At 66.8% G+C, this 15,127-nt stretch carries 15 protein-coding genes; 8 read left to right on the forward strand and 7 right to left on the reverse strand.

Annotation, left to right across the window (positions count from 1 at the left end):
- The 3 genes from HT136_RS22515 to HT136_RS22525 all read right to left on the reverse strand — a co-directional run.
- The coding region (locus HT136_RS22515) for a helix-turn-helix domain-containing protein (protein WP_214202089.1) at positions 1 to 533 on the reverse strand (533 nt) is incomplete at its 3' end.
- Between the two features lie 236 nt (positions 534 to 769).
- Entirely contained in the window at positions 770 to 3,046 is a 2,277-nt protein-coding gene (ptsP, locus tag HT136_RS22520) for a phosphoenolpyruvate--protein phosphotransferase (RefSeq protein WP_214202090.1), read from the reverse strand.
- Positions 3,047 to 3,179: 133 nt separating this feature from the next.
- A complete protein-coding gene (locus HT136_RS22525; protein ID WP_214202091.1) occupies positions 3,180 to 3,335 on the reverse strand; it encodes a YdcH family protein in 156 nt (51 codons plus the stop codon).
- 223 nt (positions 3,336 to 3,558) lie between these two features.
- Between HT136_RS22525 and HT136_RS22530 the strand changes: the two genes are divergently transcribed.
- The 7 genes from HT136_RS22530 to HT136_RS22560 all read left to right on the forward strand — a co-directional run bounded on the left by HT136_RS22530 (position 3,559) and on the right by HT136_RS22560 (position 10,801).
- Positions 3,559 to 3,756 (forward strand): YdcH family protein, encoded by a 198-nt coding sequence (locus HT136_RS22530; RefSeq protein ID WP_214202092.1) that lies wholly within the window; start codon positions 3,559 to 3,561, stop codon positions 3,754 to 3,756.
- 216 nt (positions 3,757 to 3,972) lie between these two features.
- Entirely contained in the window at positions 3,973 to 4,470 is a 498-nt protein-coding gene (locus HT136_RS22535) for a DUF1465 family protein (RefSeq protein ID WP_214202093.1), read from the forward strand.
- An 83-nt stretch (positions 4,471 to 4,553) separates the two neighbouring features.
- Entirely contained in the window at positions 4,554 to 5,429 is an 876-nt protein-coding gene (locus tag HT136_RS22540) for an MBL fold metallo-hydrolase (RefSeq protein ID WP_425516911.1), read from the forward strand.
- Between the two features lie 160 nt (positions 5,430 to 5,589).
- The gene (locus HT136_RS22545) at positions 5,590 to 6,255 is read left to right on the forward strand and encodes a hypothetical protein (protein WP_214202095.1); all 666 of its coding nucleotides are present in this window, start codon (positions 5,590 to 5,592) and stop codon (positions 6,253 to 6,255) included.
- A gap of 171 nt (positions 6,256 to 6,426) precedes the next feature.
- Entirely contained in the window at positions 6,427 to 7,413 is a 987-nt protein-coding gene (gene nadA, locus HT136_RS22550; RefSeq protein ID WP_214202096.1) for a quinolinate synthase NadA, read from the forward strand.
- 2 nt (positions 7,414 to 7,415) lie between these two features.
- Complete coding sequence (locus HT136_RS22555; protein ID WP_214202097.1) at positions 7,416 to 8,606, forward strand: nitrilase-related carbon-nitrogen hydrolase; 1,191 nt, start codon at positions 7,416 to 7,418, stop codon at positions 8,604 to 8,606.
- 74 nt (positions 8,607 to 8,680) lie between these two features.
- On the forward strand, positions 8,681 to 10,801 hold the full coding sequence (locus HT136_RS22560; protein ID WP_214202098.1) for a prolyl oligopeptidase family serine peptidase: 2,121 nt from the start codon (positions 8,681 to 8,683) through the stop codon (positions 10,799 to 10,801).
- A 42-nt stretch (positions 10,802 to 10,843) separates the two neighbouring features.
- Here the strand turns inward: HT136_RS22560 and HT136_RS22565 are convergent, their stop codons facing one another.
- Positions 10,844 to 11,719, reverse strand: a complete 876-nt coding sequence (locus tag HT136_RS22565) for an MBL fold metallo-hydrolase (RefSeq protein WP_214202099.1) — start codon at positions 11,717 to 11,719, stop codon at positions 10,844 to 10,846.
- Positions 11,716 to 12,258 (reverse strand): pseudouridine synthase, encoded by a 543-nt coding sequence (locus HT136_RS22570; RefSeq protein ID WP_214202100.1) that lies wholly within the window; start codon positions 12,256 to 12,258, stop codon positions 11,716 to 11,718. Before HT136_RS22570 ends, HT136_RS22565 begins: the two co-directional genes overlap by 4 nt.
- A gap of 87 nt (positions 12,259 to 12,345) precedes the next feature.
- On the opposite strand from HT136_RS22570, the gene HT136_RS22575 reads away from it, so the two are divergent.
- Complete coding sequence (locus HT136_RS22575) at positions 12,346 to 13,626, forward strand: DUF2254 domain-containing protein (RefSeq protein ID WP_214202101.1); 1,281 nt, start codon at positions 12,346 to 12,348, stop codon at positions 13,624 to 13,626.
- 10 nt (positions 13,627 to 13,636) lie between these two features.
- Here the strand turns inward: HT136_RS22575 and HT136_RS22580 are convergent, their stop codons facing one another.
- The gene (locus tag HT136_RS22580; RefSeq protein ID WP_214202102.1) at positions 13,637 to 14,644 is read right to left on the reverse strand and encodes a TerC family protein; all 1,008 of its coding nucleotides are present in this window, start codon (positions 14,642 to 14,644) and stop codon (positions 13,637 to 13,639) included.
- A gap of 83 nt (positions 14,645 to 14,727) precedes the next feature.
- The gene (locus HT136_RS22585; RefSeq protein ID WP_214202103.1) at positions 14,728 to 14,901 is read right to left on the reverse strand and encodes a DUF465 domain-containing protein; all 174 of its coding nucleotides are present in this window, start codon (positions 14,899 to 14,901) and stop codon (positions 14,728 to 14,730) included.
- Between the last annotated feature and the right edge of the window lie 226 nt (positions 14,902 to 15,127).

Genomic DNA, 15,127 nt, shown 5'->3' on the forward strand with positions numbered 1-15,127 from the left:
GAGGTCAGCACCCCGGGGCCCGAGGCGCCGCCCGCCGCGCTTGGCGCGGCGGTGGCGACCGCCTGCGAAGGCGCAGCTTCGCTCGGCGTATCGTCGCTCAGCAGCGAGGGCATCTCGGCCTCCGGCGAGAAGACGCTGCTCCAGAAATAGAAGACGAGGCCGATCACCAGCACCACCGCACCCGCCGCGATCCAGACGAGGCCGCTCGAGGGCAGGCGCGCCGGGTCACCCGGTTCGAAGCTGGGCTGGACGGTGGGCGTATAGGGAACGTTGGCGTCAAGCTGGCCGCGCACGATGTCGGCAATGTATTTTTCGTCGAGGCCCAAAGCACGGGCATAGGCGCGCGAAAACCCGACCGCATAGGTCCGCGCCGCCAGGTCCTCGAAGCGATCTTCTTCGATCGAGAGGATGTGGCGTTCGGCGACCTTCGTACGCGCCGCAATGTCGGCGCGGCTGAGGCCCGCATCCTGGCGGGCCTTTAGCAAGATCTGGCCCGCAGTACGCGGCTGCGAGGGCGTTTCGGGTGTTTCCACGTTTTCCATTGAGCTCCGAGGGGCATTTGCGGTGATCAGGGGGGCTGACTGAAACCGCTCGCTAACCAACAATCACGAAGCTTCAAAGTCAATCGATCTGCCGCGTTGTCCCGAAAAAGTTTTGGAATAAATCGCGCGCCCTACGCCAGGCCGTGCAATTTGTGCGCCTGCACCATGACCGGGCAGGGAACACGACGTCGGCGCGCCGGGGCTGCCACCCTGACGCGCAAGCGATTTCAGTCGGTCAGCAGGCCGCGTTCGGAAGCCCAGGCGTGCATCGCCTGGCGCATGTCGGCCGGCGGATTGTCGAGCCAGCCCTGCATCGCCGCCTCGATCTCGCGCAGATCGGTCTTGCCCACGAGGTCCTTGATCCGCCCGACCGAAGCCGGGGTGATCGAAAGCCGGTGGATGCCCAGCCCCAGCAAGGCGAGCGCCTCGAGCCTCCGCCCGCCCATCTCGCCGCACACGCCGATGTCGACGCTGCTGCCTTCGAGTGAACGCACCACACGGCGCAGGAAGCGCAGGATCGCCGGACTCAGCCAGTCGTAGCGCTCGGCCAGCTTGGGGTTGGAACGGTCCGCCGCGAACAGGAACTGGGTCAGATCGTTGGTGCCGATCGAGAGAAACGAGATCTTGGGGGCGAGCAGGTCGAGCTGCTCGGCAAGCGCGGGAACCTCGAGCATGACGCCGTAGCGGATCGCTTCGGGAAGCAGGCGCTTGGTCTTGCGCAGATAGGCGAGCTGGCCCTCGAACACGGCCTTGGCCTCGTCGAACTCCCAAGGCTCGGCGACGAGCGGGAACATCACGTTGAGTTCGCGCCCCGCCGCCGCCTCCAGCAGCGCGCGCGCCTGGACCTTGAGCAGCCCCTCGCGTTCGAGCGCGACGCGCAAGGCGCGCCAGCCCATCGCCGGGTTCTCCTCGCCCTCGCCGTCGTCGTGGCGCAAGTAGGGCAAGGTCTTGTCCCCGCCGATATCAACGGTGCGAAACACCACCGGCTTGCTGCCCGCAGCGTCGAGAACGTCGCGATAGAGCCGGGTCTGGCGCTCGCGCGCGGGCAAGGTGGCCGAAACCAGGAACTGGAATTCGGTGCGGAACAGGCCGATGCCGTCGGCGCCCGTTAGGCTCAGGTTGGCGATGTCGTCGCGCAGGCCCGCGTTGATGCGCACCTGGATGCGCGTACCATCGCGCGAAACCGGCGTGACGTCGCGCATCGCGGCATAGACCGCCTGCTTTTCCCGGTTCTTGGCGAAACGCGCCTCGAAGGCTTCCAGAGCGCCCGGCGAGGGGCGCACCGCGACCACACCCTGCTCGGCGTCGAGCAGCAGCATGTCGCCTTCGCGCACGGTGCCGCGCAGCCCCCGCACCCGACCCAGCACCGGAATGCCCATCGCGCGCGCCACGATCACCACGTGGCTGGTGAGCGAGCCTTCCTCGAGCACCACGCCCTTGAGGCGCCGCTTGTCGTATTCCAGGAGTTCGGCCGGTCCGAGATTGCGCGCGATCAGGATCGCGTCGTTGCGAAGCCCCAGCGAGGCCGCGGTGCCGATCTGGCCCGAGACGATGCGCAGGAGGCGGTTCGCAAGATCCTCGAGGTCGTGCATGCGATCGGCAAGCAGCGCGTCGTCGATCTGGCGCATGCGCATGCGCGTGCGCTGCTGCACGCGCTCGATCGCCGCCTCGGCGGTAAGCCCGGAATCGATCGCTTCATTGATGCGGCGCGTCCAGCCTTCATCGTAGGCGAACATGCGGTAGGTCTCGAGGACTTCCTCGTGCTCGCCGCCGACGCCGAATTCGGCCTGGCCCGCCATGCGGTCGATCTGCTCGCGCATCTTGTCGAAGGCGAGGATCACGCGCTCGCGCTCGGCCTCGGTGTCCTCGGCCACGACGTGCTCGATGTTCACGCGCGGCTGATGGTAAACCGCGGTACCCAGCGCCAGCCCCTTGACCAGCGCGAGCCCGTGCAGTTGCTCGGGCGCGTTCTGCGTAGGATCGAGGAAGCGGGTATCCTCGTCGTCGATGAGATCCGCGTTGGTGATGAGTTCGGAAAGGACCATCGCCACCGTCTGCAGCGCCTCGATTTCCACTTCCTCGTACCGGCGCCGCTCGACGTGCTGCACGCACAGCACGCCCACGGCCCGCTCGCGGCGCACGATCGGCACGCCCGCGAAGGAATGGAATTTTTCCTCACCCGTTTCGGGTCGATAGGAAAAGTCGGGATGCGCCGCCGCCTCGGCGAGGTTCAAGGTCTCGATGCGCTCGGCGATCGTACCGACCAGACCCTCGCCGATGGCAAGGCGGGTGACGTGGACAGCCTCCTGGGCGAGGCCGCGCGTCGCGAAGAGTTCCAGCATTCCCTCACGCAGGAGGTAGATCGAGCAGACCTCGCTATGAAGGCTTTCCCCGATTACCTCGACGACCGTATTGAGCTTGGCTTGCGCGTGCTGGCGCGAAGCCATCACCTCGTGAAGGCCCGTGAGGATATTCCGTGCGGCGTCGGTGGCTCCATTGCTCATGCGTTTCGGAGTACCCGAAACGTCTGCGTTTGGAAACGCGGTGGAGCGCTCTAATCGACCCAATTTTCGGCATATGGCGTCATTTTCGCAAAGAGGCCTGCCGGAACCCTGCCGCGAACGCGCGGCGCGGCGCTCAGTTTCGGCTGATTTCCTCCTTCAGCCTGAGCTTTCGCTTCTTCAGGGCCTGGATCACCACGGCATCAGGCATCGGGCGGCTCAATTCATCGTGAAGCTGGCGATCGATGCCGGCGTGCTTGAGCTGCAAGGCGCTGACGTGAGAACTTTCCATGAATGGTGTCTCCTCTTTCGTGGATGCGCGGGTCCCGTTTCCGGTACACCCGGATTGGCGACTCGGTTGCTCGGAACCGGCGCGAGAGGATGGAACCACATTCGCGCCATCTTGCGAAGTCCGGGATTGCTACATATCGGTGAGCTGCGTGAAACCTGCGTCAGGCCGGATTCACCATTTCGCTTGCACACAGTCCCCACTCTGGCCAATCGAGGAACCCGCCGTGACCGAAGAGGAAATGCGTAAACGGCTGGAAATGCTGCGCATCGAGCACCGCGATCTCGACGCCGCAATCGACGCGCTGATGGCCGCGAATGCGGGCGACCAGATGCAGATCGCACGCCTCAAGAAGCGCAAGCTGGGCCTCAAGGACCAGATCAGCCACATCGAGGATTACCTGATCCCCGACATCATCGCCTGACGAGGCCCGCTTCCCCTCCGATTCGGCGACATCCTGCACCCGCGGAAAATGACACCAAACCATGTCGAAAGCCCCGACCCTGGGGGAAAATGCCGCGTAAAAGTTAAGCCGCATCAACTAATATCTGTTCCATTCAGGGACGGATGAAAATTGGCCCGCCGAATTCGCGCCTTCCCCCATTGCCCCTGATTCGTCGTTGCGAAATAGCTTGCGTCGATGTCCAAGACGCTCGCCATCAGTCCGCATATCGTGGAAGGCCTCTACCGCGAGGCCCTGGCGCTGTCGGAGGACGTGCGCGCGCGCTTTTCGCTCTCCGGACAGCTCGAAGCGCGTCCGCAAAGTGGCGCGCGTACCGGCGAGAACGCCGCCCACGAGCGCGTGCGCATCGCCTATTCGCGCACCGGGCTTCGCACCACCACGCGCATGATGCACGCGATCGCCTGGCTGCTGAACCACCGCGCCTTCTTCATGAGCGAGATCAGCGCGACGCAGTTGCGCCGCCACGGACACCTCGCGCTCGACCTGCTCGACACGCCCGATGCGGCAGAGGCCGAACTGTGCGAGCCGACGCGCGACCTCGTCGAGCGAACAGAGGCTTTCTACGACCGCCTGCTGCGGCTTGACGAGCGCTGGAATCTCTCGCAGTCGGATCACCCCTCGCCCAGCGCGATCCAGCGTCTGCGCAAGCGCATCGAGAGCCGCATCGCCAGTTGATTGCGCGCAGCGCACAGGCCGCGGCTTGCGTCCGCACGCTCGACACGCGCCGTCCCAGGGCGCATAGCGCGCCCATGGAGACCATGGCACCGTCCGAGCGGCCTTATGCAGTGGCCGAAGCGATCGCACCCAAAGTACGCCGGGTACTGGCCCGCAATCCTTCGCCTTTCACGTATACTGGCACGCAGACCTACCTCGTGGGCGACGGGCGCGACGTGGCCGTGATCGACCCCGGCCCCGCGGAGGCCGAGCATCTGGAGGCCATTGTTGCAGCGCTCGGCGCGGCGCGCCTCGCCGCGATCTGCTGCACGCACACCCACCGCGACCATTCGCCCGCCGCTGCGCCGCTCGCCGCGCGCACGGGCGCGCCCGTCATCGGCTGCGCGCCGCTCACGCTCGAAGACGACGGCCCGCGCGCCGACGCCGCGTTCGATCCCGACTACCGCCCCGACCGCGTGTTGGCCGACGGCGAAAGCCTCAGGGGTGATGGCTGGACGCTCACCGCGCTCGCCACCCCCGGCCACACCTCGAACCACCTCTGCTTTGCGCTCGAGGAGACCGGCGCGCTGTTCACCGGCGACCACGTGATGGGCTGGTCGACGAGCGTCGTCTCGCCTCCGGACGGCGACATGAGCGCCTATCTCGAAAGCCTCATCCGACTTTACGAGCGCAAGCAGGATACGATCTATTTCCCCGCCCACGGCCCGGCGGTCGAGAACCCCCACCAGCTGGTGCGCGGCATGCTCGGTCACCGCCGCAGCCGCGAGCGGCAGATCCAGCGCCAGATCGAAGCGGGCAATACCCGCGTCGAAACCATGGTTCCGGCCATGTACAAGGGCGTCGACGAGCGGCTGTGGCCGGCGGCTGGCCGCTCGGTCCTCGCCCACCTGATCGACCTCGAACGGCGCGCGCTGGTTCTTCGCGCGGGCGAGGAGTGGCGTCTCGTCGCGGCGAGCTGAGCGCATCCCCTTTTCGCGCGAATTGCCAAAATGTGAACTATCGTTTCGCTTTTTGCATCTTTTGACTTAGGCTGCCCCCATAAAAATCGAGAAGATTGGGGGAAGATTGATGGCAAGCCTAGCACCGGCTCAAAGCAAATCTCTGACTTTCTGGCAAAAAATGACACTGGGCATTGCCCTGTTCGATCTTTTTGCCTTCGTGCAGTTCACCGCACGCGGATTCGTGAACCTGACGAGTGTCCCACCCTGGATCCATCTGCACGCCCTGGTCATGATCGGCTGGCTGGCGCTCTTCGTCGTCCAGCCCACGCTTATCCGCAAGGGCGATGTCGTGCGCCACCGCCAGGTCGGCCTGCTCGCGGTCGCCTTGGCCGCAGCGGTGGTTATCCTGGGCGGCTATTCGGCGGTCATGACCTTGCGCACGCACCATGTGCCCGGTTTCTTCGCCGCGCCCTACTTCCTCATGCTCACCTTGATCAACCTCGTCGCGTTCGCCGGCCTGGTGGTCGCGGCGATCCATGCCTCGCGCCATGACCCCAGTTCGCATCCGCGCCTGATCGTAGCGGCCAACGTGCTCATCCTCGAGCCCGCGCTCGGACGGCTGTTGCCTTTCCCGCTGATCCAGCCCTGGGGCGAATTCAGCGTCATGGTCATCCAGCTGGGCGTGCTGGCGGTGATGGCGCGCCACGACCTCGTCTCGCTGGGGCGCATCCACCGCGCCACTCTGGCCGGGATGGGCGTCGTCGCCTTCTCGCATTCGCTGATCGAGATGACCGGGCACCTGCCCGCCGCGCAACGCCTGGCCGAAGCAATCGCGCTCGGCTGACCGATCCCCTTGCGCGCGCCGGGCAGGCCCGGCGCGCAAGCGGCATTTTTCCCTTGGGTCCTGACAGGGCCGCCCCTAAGTAGGCGGCCAAAGGGCATTGCTCCGGCGAGGACCGGCCAGACGCGGCCAAGACCGGCAAGCCCATGCACAGGACCGAAGGGAAATCCGACCATGACCGCCATGCCTGCCGATCTGAAGGGGCTGGATCTGCGCGCCGAGATCGAGCGGCTGCGCAAGGAGCGCAACGCCGTCATCCTCGCGCACTACTACCAGAAGCCCGAACTCCAGGACCTCGCCGACTTCGTGGGCGACAGCCTCGAGCTCAGCCGCAAGGCAGCCGAGACCGACGCCGACGTGATCGCCTTTTGCGGGGTGAAGTTCATGGCCGAAGTCGCCAAGATCCTTTCTCCCGAAAAGATCGTGATCCTGCCCGACATGGAAGCGGGCTGCAGCCTCGAAGATTCCTGCCCGCCCGAGAAATTCAAGGCGTTCCGTGAGGCGCATCCCGACCACATCGCGCTCACCTACATCAACTGCTCGACCGAGGTGAAGGCGCTCTCCGACGTGATCGTCACCAGCTCGAGCGCGGAGACGATCCTTCAGCAGATTCCGGCCGACCAGAAGATCATCTTCGGCCCCGACCGGCACCTGGGCGGCTACCTCAGCCGCAAGTTCAACCGCGACATGCTGCTCTGGCCCGGCGTGTGCATCGTCCACGAGGCCTTCAGCGAGACCGAACTCCTGAAACTCAAGGCGCAGCACCCCGGCGCCCCGATCGCCGCGCACCCCGAGTGCCCGCCCACGATCGTCGACCACGCCGACTACGTCGGCTCGACGAGCGGCATTCTCAATTACGCCAAGGCGATGGAAGGCGATACGCTGATCGTCGCCACCGAGCCGCACATCATCCACCAGATGGAGCGCGCGCTGCCCAGCAAGACCTTCATCGGCGCGCCGGGCGCGGACGGCAACTGCAACTGCAACATCTGCCCCTACATGGCGCTCAACACCATGGAGAAGCTCTACCTCGCGCTGCGCGACCTGGAGCCGCGCATCGAGATCGACGAAACCTTGCGCCTCGGCGCCAAGAAAAGCCTCGATGCCATGCTCGAGATGGCCTCGGGCTCGGTCGGCAAGGGCGACCTCGGCAACCGCTGACAATGACCACGCGCCGCGACGTCCTGCACGCAGGGGTAGCCCTTACGACAGGCCTCGCGGCGCACCGTGCTTCGGCCGCGCCATCCGGTGCGCCCGATCCGCACGCCAGGCCCGCGGTACCGATCGCGCCCTATCGGGCCGCCTGCCTCCAGACCTTCGTGCGACCGACCTGGTCGGCAAGCGGCACGCCCTTGCCCGAGGCGCTCGCGACCAATGTCGATACCGTTTGCAACGCGATCGTGCGCACCGGCGGCGAAACCGGGGCCCGGCTGCTGGTCTTTTCCGAATTCTGCCTGCAACTGCCCGTCTCGCGGCTCACCACCGCGCAATGGGCGGCCGGTGCCATCGCCATCGACGGCCCCGAGATTGCGCGCATCGGCGAGGCCGCGCGCCGCTCCGGCACTTGGGTGGTGGTCAACCCGATCGAGGCCCTCGCCGACTTTCCCGGCCGCTATTTCCTCACCGGCCTGCTGATCTCGCCCGCCGGAAAGGTCGAGCTGGCCTACCGCAAGCTCTACGACCTGACCGACAAGACCCGCCCGAGTGACGTGCTGCCTACCTGGATCGACCGCTTCGGAACCGATTCACTCTTCCCCGTCGCCGACACCCCGCTCGGCCGGATCGCGCTGACCGTGGGCGCCGACCCGGTCTGGCCCGAGATGGTGCGCAGTCTCGTCTTCAACGGCGCCGAAGTGATCGCGACCTGCCTGGGCTCGCCCAATGTCGCTCCCAGTTCACCCGGACGGCGCGCGCCCGATGCCCCCGATGTGGGCGATCCGGCCATCGCCGTCATGGCGCGGCGGGTACGCGCCTACGAGAACATCGCCTATACGCTGACCGCGAACCTGGGGCCCTCCGGCCCGGCTCCCGCGCCGGGCATCATGCAGCCGAGCGAGATCGTCGACTTCCACGGCAACGTGCTGGCCGCGTCCACGGGCGGCGGCGTCGAGACGATCACCGCCACGCTCGACATCGAGGCCCTGCGCACCGCGCGCTGCACCCCGGGACCGGCGAACACGCTGCTCCAGCTCCAGACCAGCCTCCACGCGCCCGGTTATGCCAAGGCCCGCTTCGACGCGCATGCCGGAGCCGATACCGGCCCTTTCCCGGATCACGCGGCCCACCAGCGCGCCGAGATCCGCGACCTCCTCGCGCGCGGTATCCTGCGCGCACCGGCCAAGGGAATTGGCTGAGGCCCTTTCCTTTGCCTGCCCGCCCGGTTAGCACTGTGCGCAGAATAAAACTTCGGCGCAAAGGTCGCTTCATCATGCCCTCCATTTCGAAAATTGCGCGTCTCGCCGGCATCGCCGCGACGCCGCTGCTGATCGCCGCCACCGCCGCCGCGGCCACCGACCCCCTTCTCTGGCTCGAGGACATCCACGGCGCGCGCGCACTCGCGCAAGTCGAGAGCTGGAACGCGGCGACCGAAAAGGCACTCGAGGCCATGCCCTCCTACGAGAGCGACCACGCCCGCGCCCTCGCCATCCTCGAGGACGACAGCAAGATCGCCGAGCCCGCGCACGTACTGGGCGACGTCGTCACCAACCTGTGGCGCGACAAGGACCACCCGCGCGGCCTGTGGCGCCAGGCGAGCCTTGCCTCCTACCTCGCGGGCAAGCCCGCCTGGCAGACGCTGATCGACGTCGATGCACTCGGCAAGCAAGAAGGCAAGTCCTGGGTCTGGCATGGCGCCGACTGCCTCGCGCCCACCTATACCCGCTGCCTCGTTTCGCTCAGCCCGGGCGGCAGCGATGCCGATGTCGTGCGCGAGTGGGACCGCACCACCCGCCAGTTCGTGAAGGGCGGCTTCACGCTGCCCGAGGCCAAGAGCGGGGCGACCTGGGTCGATGCCGACACCCTGCTCGTCAACACCGACTTCGGCGAAGGTTCGCTGACGACCAGCGGCTATGCCCGCGTAGTGAAGCTGTGGTCGCGCGGCACCCCGCTGTCGAGCGCGACCACGCTCAAGGAGGGCAAGGTCACCGACATGGCGATCGGCTCGCAGGCGCTGACCGACGGGCCCACGCGCCACGTGGTGGTGACGCTCAACACCAGCTTCTACACGCATGACAGCTGGATGCTGGGCAAGGATCGCGCGCTGGTCAAGCTGCCCGTGCCCGAAAGCGCCGACATCGAGGGCGTTCTCGCAGGCCGCCTGATCGCGCTCCTGCAAAAACCGATGGGGGCCTACGCCGCCGGCTCGCTGATCAGCTGGCCGCTTGACCAGGTTCTCGCCGGAAAGACGCCCCAGCCCTCGCTGGTCTTCGCGCCCAGCGCAAGCCAGGCGATCGAGAGCGTGGCCACCACCGACCATCGCCTCTGGATCAAGCTGCTCGACGACGTCTCGGGCAAGCTCCTCGCCCTTGCGCCCGAAGCGGACGGCTCGTGGTCGCAGACCCTCGCCAGCCTGCCCGACAAGGCCACCGTCAGCCTCGAGGCGGGTGCGGACAGCCAGGACATGGCCTTCGCCACCGTCCAGTCGTTCCTGACGCCGCCCACGCTCTACGCCATCGATGCCAAGGGCACGAGCAGCGCGATCCAGTCGCTTCCGGCCAAGTTCGACGCCGCGCAGTTCACCGTCGAACAGCACTTCGCCACCTCGAAGGACGGCACGCGCGTTCCCTACTTCCTCGCCATCCGCAAGGGCGTGAAGGGGCCGGTCCCCGCGTTGATCCACGCCTATGGCGGCTTCCGCCTGCCCCAGACGCCGACCTACCTCGCCACCGAACCCTACCGCGCGGGCCCGCTCGCGATGTTCTGGGCCGAGGAAGGCAATGCCTATGTCCTCGCCAACATCCGCGGCGGCGGCGAATACGGCCCGCGTTGGCACGACGCGGCGCTGCGCGAAAAGCGCCAGAACGCCTATGACGATCTCTACGCCATCGCCGAGGACCTCGTCGCGCGCGGGATCAGCGCCAAGGGCAGGATCGCGGTCTCGGGCCGCTCGAACGGCGGCCTGATGGCGGGCGTCGCCATGACCCAGCGCCCCGACCTCTTCGGTGCGGCGATCATCGGCTCGCCGCTGCTTGACATGAAGCGCTACTCGCACCTGTCGGCGGGCGCCTCGTGGATGGCCGAATACGGCAATCCCGACGTGCCGGCCGACTGGGCCTTCATTTCGAAATATTCGCCCTACCAGGCGCTGACGAAGGGGGTGAAATACCCCGCACCGTTCCTTTACCTTTCAACCGAGGACGACCGCGTCCATCCCGGCCACGCGCGCAAGTTTGCCGGAAAACTGGAAGCCCTGGGCGACCGCTTCTACTTCCACGAATACCGCGAGGGCGGCCACTCGGTCGGCGCCGACCCGGCCGAGGACGCGGTGCGCGCCGCCCTGCTCCACGCCTATCTCCAGCGCGAGCTCATGGGTGTGACGCCCAGGCCCTGATCGTCGGCGATGCCCCCTCTCCCGCCCCCGAGGCGGGGGAGGTCAGCCGGCGGCTTCGCGCGCCAGTACCTTGGCGAGCTCGCCCTCGAAATGATCCGCAAGCGCGCGGCAGGGCGCCTCGACGGCAGCGCCCGTCGCGCCGGCCGCCTGCGCATGCTGGGGGTGCGACGCGATCACGCGCTCGCACGGCAGCGCGCGCAAGCGCGTGAAACTGCCCCGAAACGCAGCCAGCGCCTGCGCGTTCGCGGGATCCGAATAGCGGTAGACCTCATCCGTCAGCGCGCTCAGGCTGGCGGTGGCGACGAAGGCCTGGCAGCCACCGGTGTGCGCGCAGCTTTTCCACGACCAGCTCATGCTGCCCGGCGTATGGCCCGGTGTCGCGTGCGCGGTCAGCTCGAGCGAACCCACCCGAAGTGTCTCGCCGTCGCGCACCACCTCGACCACCGGCACCGGGGGATAGGCGAAAAGCTCGGTGAATTGCGGGTCGCTGCGACCGCTGTGGCCGGCGCGCAGGACCTGTGCCCCCGCTTCGCTTGCCACCACGCGTGCCCCGCTGTCGCGTGCAAGGGCCGCGATACCGCTCGCGTGGTCGTAGTGCGGCTCGGTGCTGACGATCAGCTTCACCTCGCGGATCGAATGGCCGATCTGGGCAAGGTGCGCCTCGAGCACCGGCGCCCATTGGGCGAGCCCTGCGTCGATGAGGACGAGCCCCTCCCCGCTGTCGACCACGGTCACGCTGAGCGTGGGCGAGCCCAGCGCCCAGGTGTTGCCGTAAAGAAGCCGCGGCGGTGCTGGCTCGCCAAAGGCCCCCGCGTACTTCGCCGCGACGGGCGCGGTCAGCGGATCGTCCGCCGCCAATGCCGGGGTAGCCAGCATCACCAGGCCCAGTGCGGCCAAGCCCTTGTGCATCACGCTCATCCTTCGCTCCATGTCCCCGGCGCAATGCCCTCGAGGCTCCAGTCGCCGATGCGCCAGCGCACGAGACGCAAGGTCGGAAAACCGACCGCAGCGGTCATGCGCCGCACCTGTCGGTTGCGGCCCTCGTGGATGGTCAGTTCGATCCAGCTGTCGGGCACCGACTTGCGGTAGCGCACCGGCGGCACGCGGTCCCACAGTTCGGGCGGATCGATGCGCCGGGCGAGCGCGGGACGCGTCATCCCGTCCTTGAGCATGACCCCTTTCGCGAGCGCCGTGATCGCCGCTTCGTCGACATCGCCTTCCACTTGCGCAAGGTAGGTCTTGCCCATCTTGAACTTCGGGTCCGCGATACGCGCCTGGAGCCGGCCGTCGTCGGTCAGGAGCATCAGCCCCTCGCTGTCGCGGTCGAGGCGGCCCGCGGGATAGACGCCGGGAACGTCGATGTAGTCCGAGAGCGTCGCGCGCGGGGTAGGAGAGCCGGCATCGGTGAACTGCGAGAGCACGTCGAAGGGTTTGTTGAACAGGATCAGGCGCGCCATCGCGGGGGGATATCTCCGGGCGGGAAGGAAAAAGGGGGAACAAGCGTGTGCTCTCGTGCACTTTCCCCGCTTGGAAGGAAAACGTCAATGATCGCCCGCCTGCATTCGACCTGGTATTCCCTGCGCGCCAGCTACTGGTTCTACCCTGCGCTTTTCGCGGTGCTCGCCGCGCTGCTGGGGGTGGCGATGGTCGAGCTCGACCACTCCGACGCGGTGCGCTGGGTGCTGCGCTCGGACTGGCTGGAACCGGTGCGCATCGATGGCGCCAGCAGCCTGCTGAGCGTGGCGACCGGGTCGATGCTGGGGGTGGCGGGCACCGTGTTCTCGATCACCATTGCCGCAGTCGCCTACGCCAGCGGCAACTACGGCCCGCGTCTGCTCACCAACTTCATGGAAGACAAGGGCAACCAGCTCAGCCTTGCGACTTTCATCGGTACGTTCGTCTATGGCCTCACCGTCATGCGCGCGATGCGTTCGGGCAGCGGCACGGCGCCCGCCTTCGTCCCGCAGGTCTCGCTGCTGGTTGCCTTCCTCCTGCTGGTGATCACCACCGGCGTTCTGGTCTATTTCCTCCACCACATTCCCGCCAGCATCCGCATCAACACCGTGCTCGAGAGCATCGGGCGCCGCCTGCTCGACCAGATCGACGAGCGCTATCCCCACCAGGGCGCGCGCGATCCGGCCGCGCGGCCCACATTGCATGGGGCCCCCGTGCGCGCCTGCGCCACCGGCTACGTGCGCGTGATCGAGCTTGCCGCGCTGTGCGAGCTGGCAGAGCGCGAAGGCCTGCTCGTCACCCTCGCCGTGCGCACGGGCGATTTCGTCTATCCGGGCGTGGTGCTGGCCGAGACCGACGCACGCCAGCTCGACGAGGATCTCGCCTGCGCGCTGCGCGACTGCCTGGCGCTCGGCGCCTCGCGCACCGCCGAACAGGACATCGAGTTCTCGATCGACGAACTGGTGGAGATCGCCCTGCGCGCGCTTTCGCCCGCGATCAACGATCCCTTCACCGCGATCACCGCGGTCCACTGGGTGGGCGCGGCAACCGCTGCCTTCGGCCAGCGCGACCTCGCGCACGAGAAGTGGAACCGGGGCGATCCCAGCTGCCCGCTTGCCCGCCTGCACAGCGATTTTGCGCATTTCCTCGATCGCGGCTTTGTCGCCATGCGCAGCGCGCTCGCCACCAACCGGCTCGCCGCGATCGTCGCGCTCGACGCGCTCGACACCGCCGCCCGGCAGGTAAGCGAGGGGCCACGCCGGCGCGCCTTGCACGAAGAGATGGACCAGCTCCTCGCTCAGGCCAAAGAACACCTGTGCGGCCCCGATCTTGCGAGCGTGCGCGAACGCCACCGCGTCCTGCGCGCCTGACCCCGCGCGATCAGGGCGCGGGATGCGGCGGCGGCTCCTCCCCGCGCGTGCGGACCAGCGACCAGACCACCCCGCCCGCGATCAGCGACAGCGTCACCCCCAGGCTGAGCAGCGGCGGGAACTTGGCACCGTCCATCAGGAAGTCGGAGACGAAGATCTTGCCCCCGATGAACACCAGCACGAGCGCCAGCGCATATTGCAGGTAGTGGAAGCGGTGCACCATCGCGGCCAGCGCGAAATAGAGCGCGCGCAGGCCCAGGATTGCCATGATGTTCGAGGTGTAGACGATGAAGGTGTCGCGCGTGATCGTGAAGATCGCGGGCACCGAATCGACCGCGAAGACGAGATCGGCCAGGTTGATCACCACCAGCGCGAGGAACAGCGGGGTTGCCGCCCAGACCATTTTCGCGGCGCCCGTCGTGGCTCCGGCTTGCGCCGGAACCTTGACGAAGAAATGCTCGCCGTGGTGCTCCTTGGTGACGCGCATGTGCCGCGAAATCCAGCGCACCACCCGGTTGTTGCCGATGTCGGGCTCGCTTTCGCCGGTAAACAGCATCTTCACGCCGGTAAAGACGAGGAAGGCGGCGAACAGGTACATCACCCAGTAGGCCCGCTCGATCATCGCCGCGCCGCCCGCAATCATCAACCCGCGCAACACGATCACCGCCAGGATGCCCCACAGGAGCGCGCGGTACTGGTACTTGGGCGCCACCGCGAAGAAGCCGAAGATCATCGAGATCACGAAGACGTTGTCGATCGAGAGCGCCTTTTCGATGAAGTAGCCGGTATAGTACTCCATGCCCGCATCGGCCCCCTTCTGGAGCCAGATCCAGCCGCCGAAGAGCAGCGCAATGGCGATGTAGAACACCGAGAGCTTGAGTGACTCGCGAATGCCCATCGCCTTGTCCTCCTTGTGGAGGAAGCCCAGGTCGAACGCGGTGAGGGCAATGACGATGCCCACGAACGAGAGCCAGAACCAGACACTCGTGCCCAGCCAGCTGTAATTCAGGAATTCCATGGGGTGTGCCTCATGGTTCGAGGAAACGGGAGGCGCCGGCGCGTCAAGGGGGGACTACGCGCCGGCGCGGGGAGAAGCCGATATCAGGCCGGCGTCAGGGGGATTGACAGCCGCGACAGCCTCTCCCGGATCCCGTTCTTGATGCCCATGAGGCGGGCGATTTCACCTCGATCGCTGCGGCGCCCGCGCTGAGCGCGGCGCAGCCGCGAATCGATCCGCTGGAGTTTCTCGAGCGTGCGGAACATCTTTTCGGTCATTCGGTCATTCCCTGTCGAACGCGTGTGGAAGTTCGATCGGACGAAACGACACCCGGTTTCGCGAGCAATGAAACATTACACGCGAACCACAGGTCGGACCCGAATTTGAGACGTAAGTCCGGATCCTGCATCGGCTTCACCCGATGCGGTCCGACATCACGCGGCAACTGTGAACCCTGCAAAATCAACAGGAAGTCAGTCACTCGCGCCAGAGGGGCCCGGCCCG

The organism is Novosphingobium profundi (genome assembly GCF_018491765.1).
GTDB classification, from domain to species: domain Bacteria; phylum Pseudomonadota; class Alphaproteobacteria; order Sphingomonadales; family Sphingomonadaceae; genus Novosphingobium; species Novosphingobium profundi.

Coding starts and splice junctions, on each gene's coding strand:
- ptsP (WP_214202090.1), bottom strand. CDS start 3,046: ATGAGCAATGGAGCCACCGACGCCGCACGGAATATCCTCACGGGCCTT.
- HT136_RS22525 (WP_214202091.1), bottom strand. CDS start 3,335: ATGGAAAGTTCTCACGTCAGCGCCTTGCAGCTCAAGCACGCCGGCATC.
- HT136_RS22535 (WP_214202093.1), top strand. CDS start 3,973: ATGTCCAAGACGCTCGCCATCAGTCCGCATATCGTGGAAGGCCTCTAC.
- HT136_RS22540 (WP_425516911.1), top strand. CDS start 4,554: ATGGCACCGTCCGAGCGGCCTTATGCAGTGGCCGAAGCGATCGCACCC.
- HT136_RS22545 (WP_214202095.1), top strand. CDS start 5,590: ATGACACTGGGCATTGCCCTGTTCGATCTTTTTGCCTTCGTGCAGTTC.
- nadA (WP_214202096.1), top strand. CDS start 6,427: ATGACCGCCATGCCTGCCGATCTGAAGGGGCTGGATCTGCGCGCCGAG.
- HT136_RS22555 (WP_214202097.1), top strand. CDS start 7,416: ATGACCACGCGCCGCGACGTCCTGCACGCAGGGGTAGCCCTTACGACA.
- HT136_RS22560 (WP_214202098.1), top strand. CDS start 8,681: ATGCCCTCCATTTCGAAAATTGCGCGTCTCGCCGGCATCGCCGCGACG.
- HT136_RS22565 (WP_214202099.1), bottom strand. CDS start 11,719: ATGAGCGTGATGCACAAGGGCTTGGCCGCACTGGGCCTGGTGATGCTG.
- HT136_RS22570 (WP_214202100.1), bottom strand. CDS start 12,258: ATGGCGCGCCTGATCCTGTTCAACAAACCCTTCGACGTGCTCTCGCAG.
- HT136_RS22575 (WP_214202101.1), top strand. CDS start 12,346: ATGATCGCCCGCCTGCATTCGACCTGGTATTCCCTGCGCGCCAGCTAC.
- HT136_RS22580 (WP_214202102.1), bottom strand. CDS start 14,644: ATGGAATTCCTGAATTACAGCTGGCTGGGCACGAGTGTCTGGTTCTGG.
- HT136_RS22585 (WP_214202103.1), bottom strand. CDS start 14,901: ATGACCGAAAAGATGTTCCGCACGCTCGAGAAACTCCAGCGGATCGAT.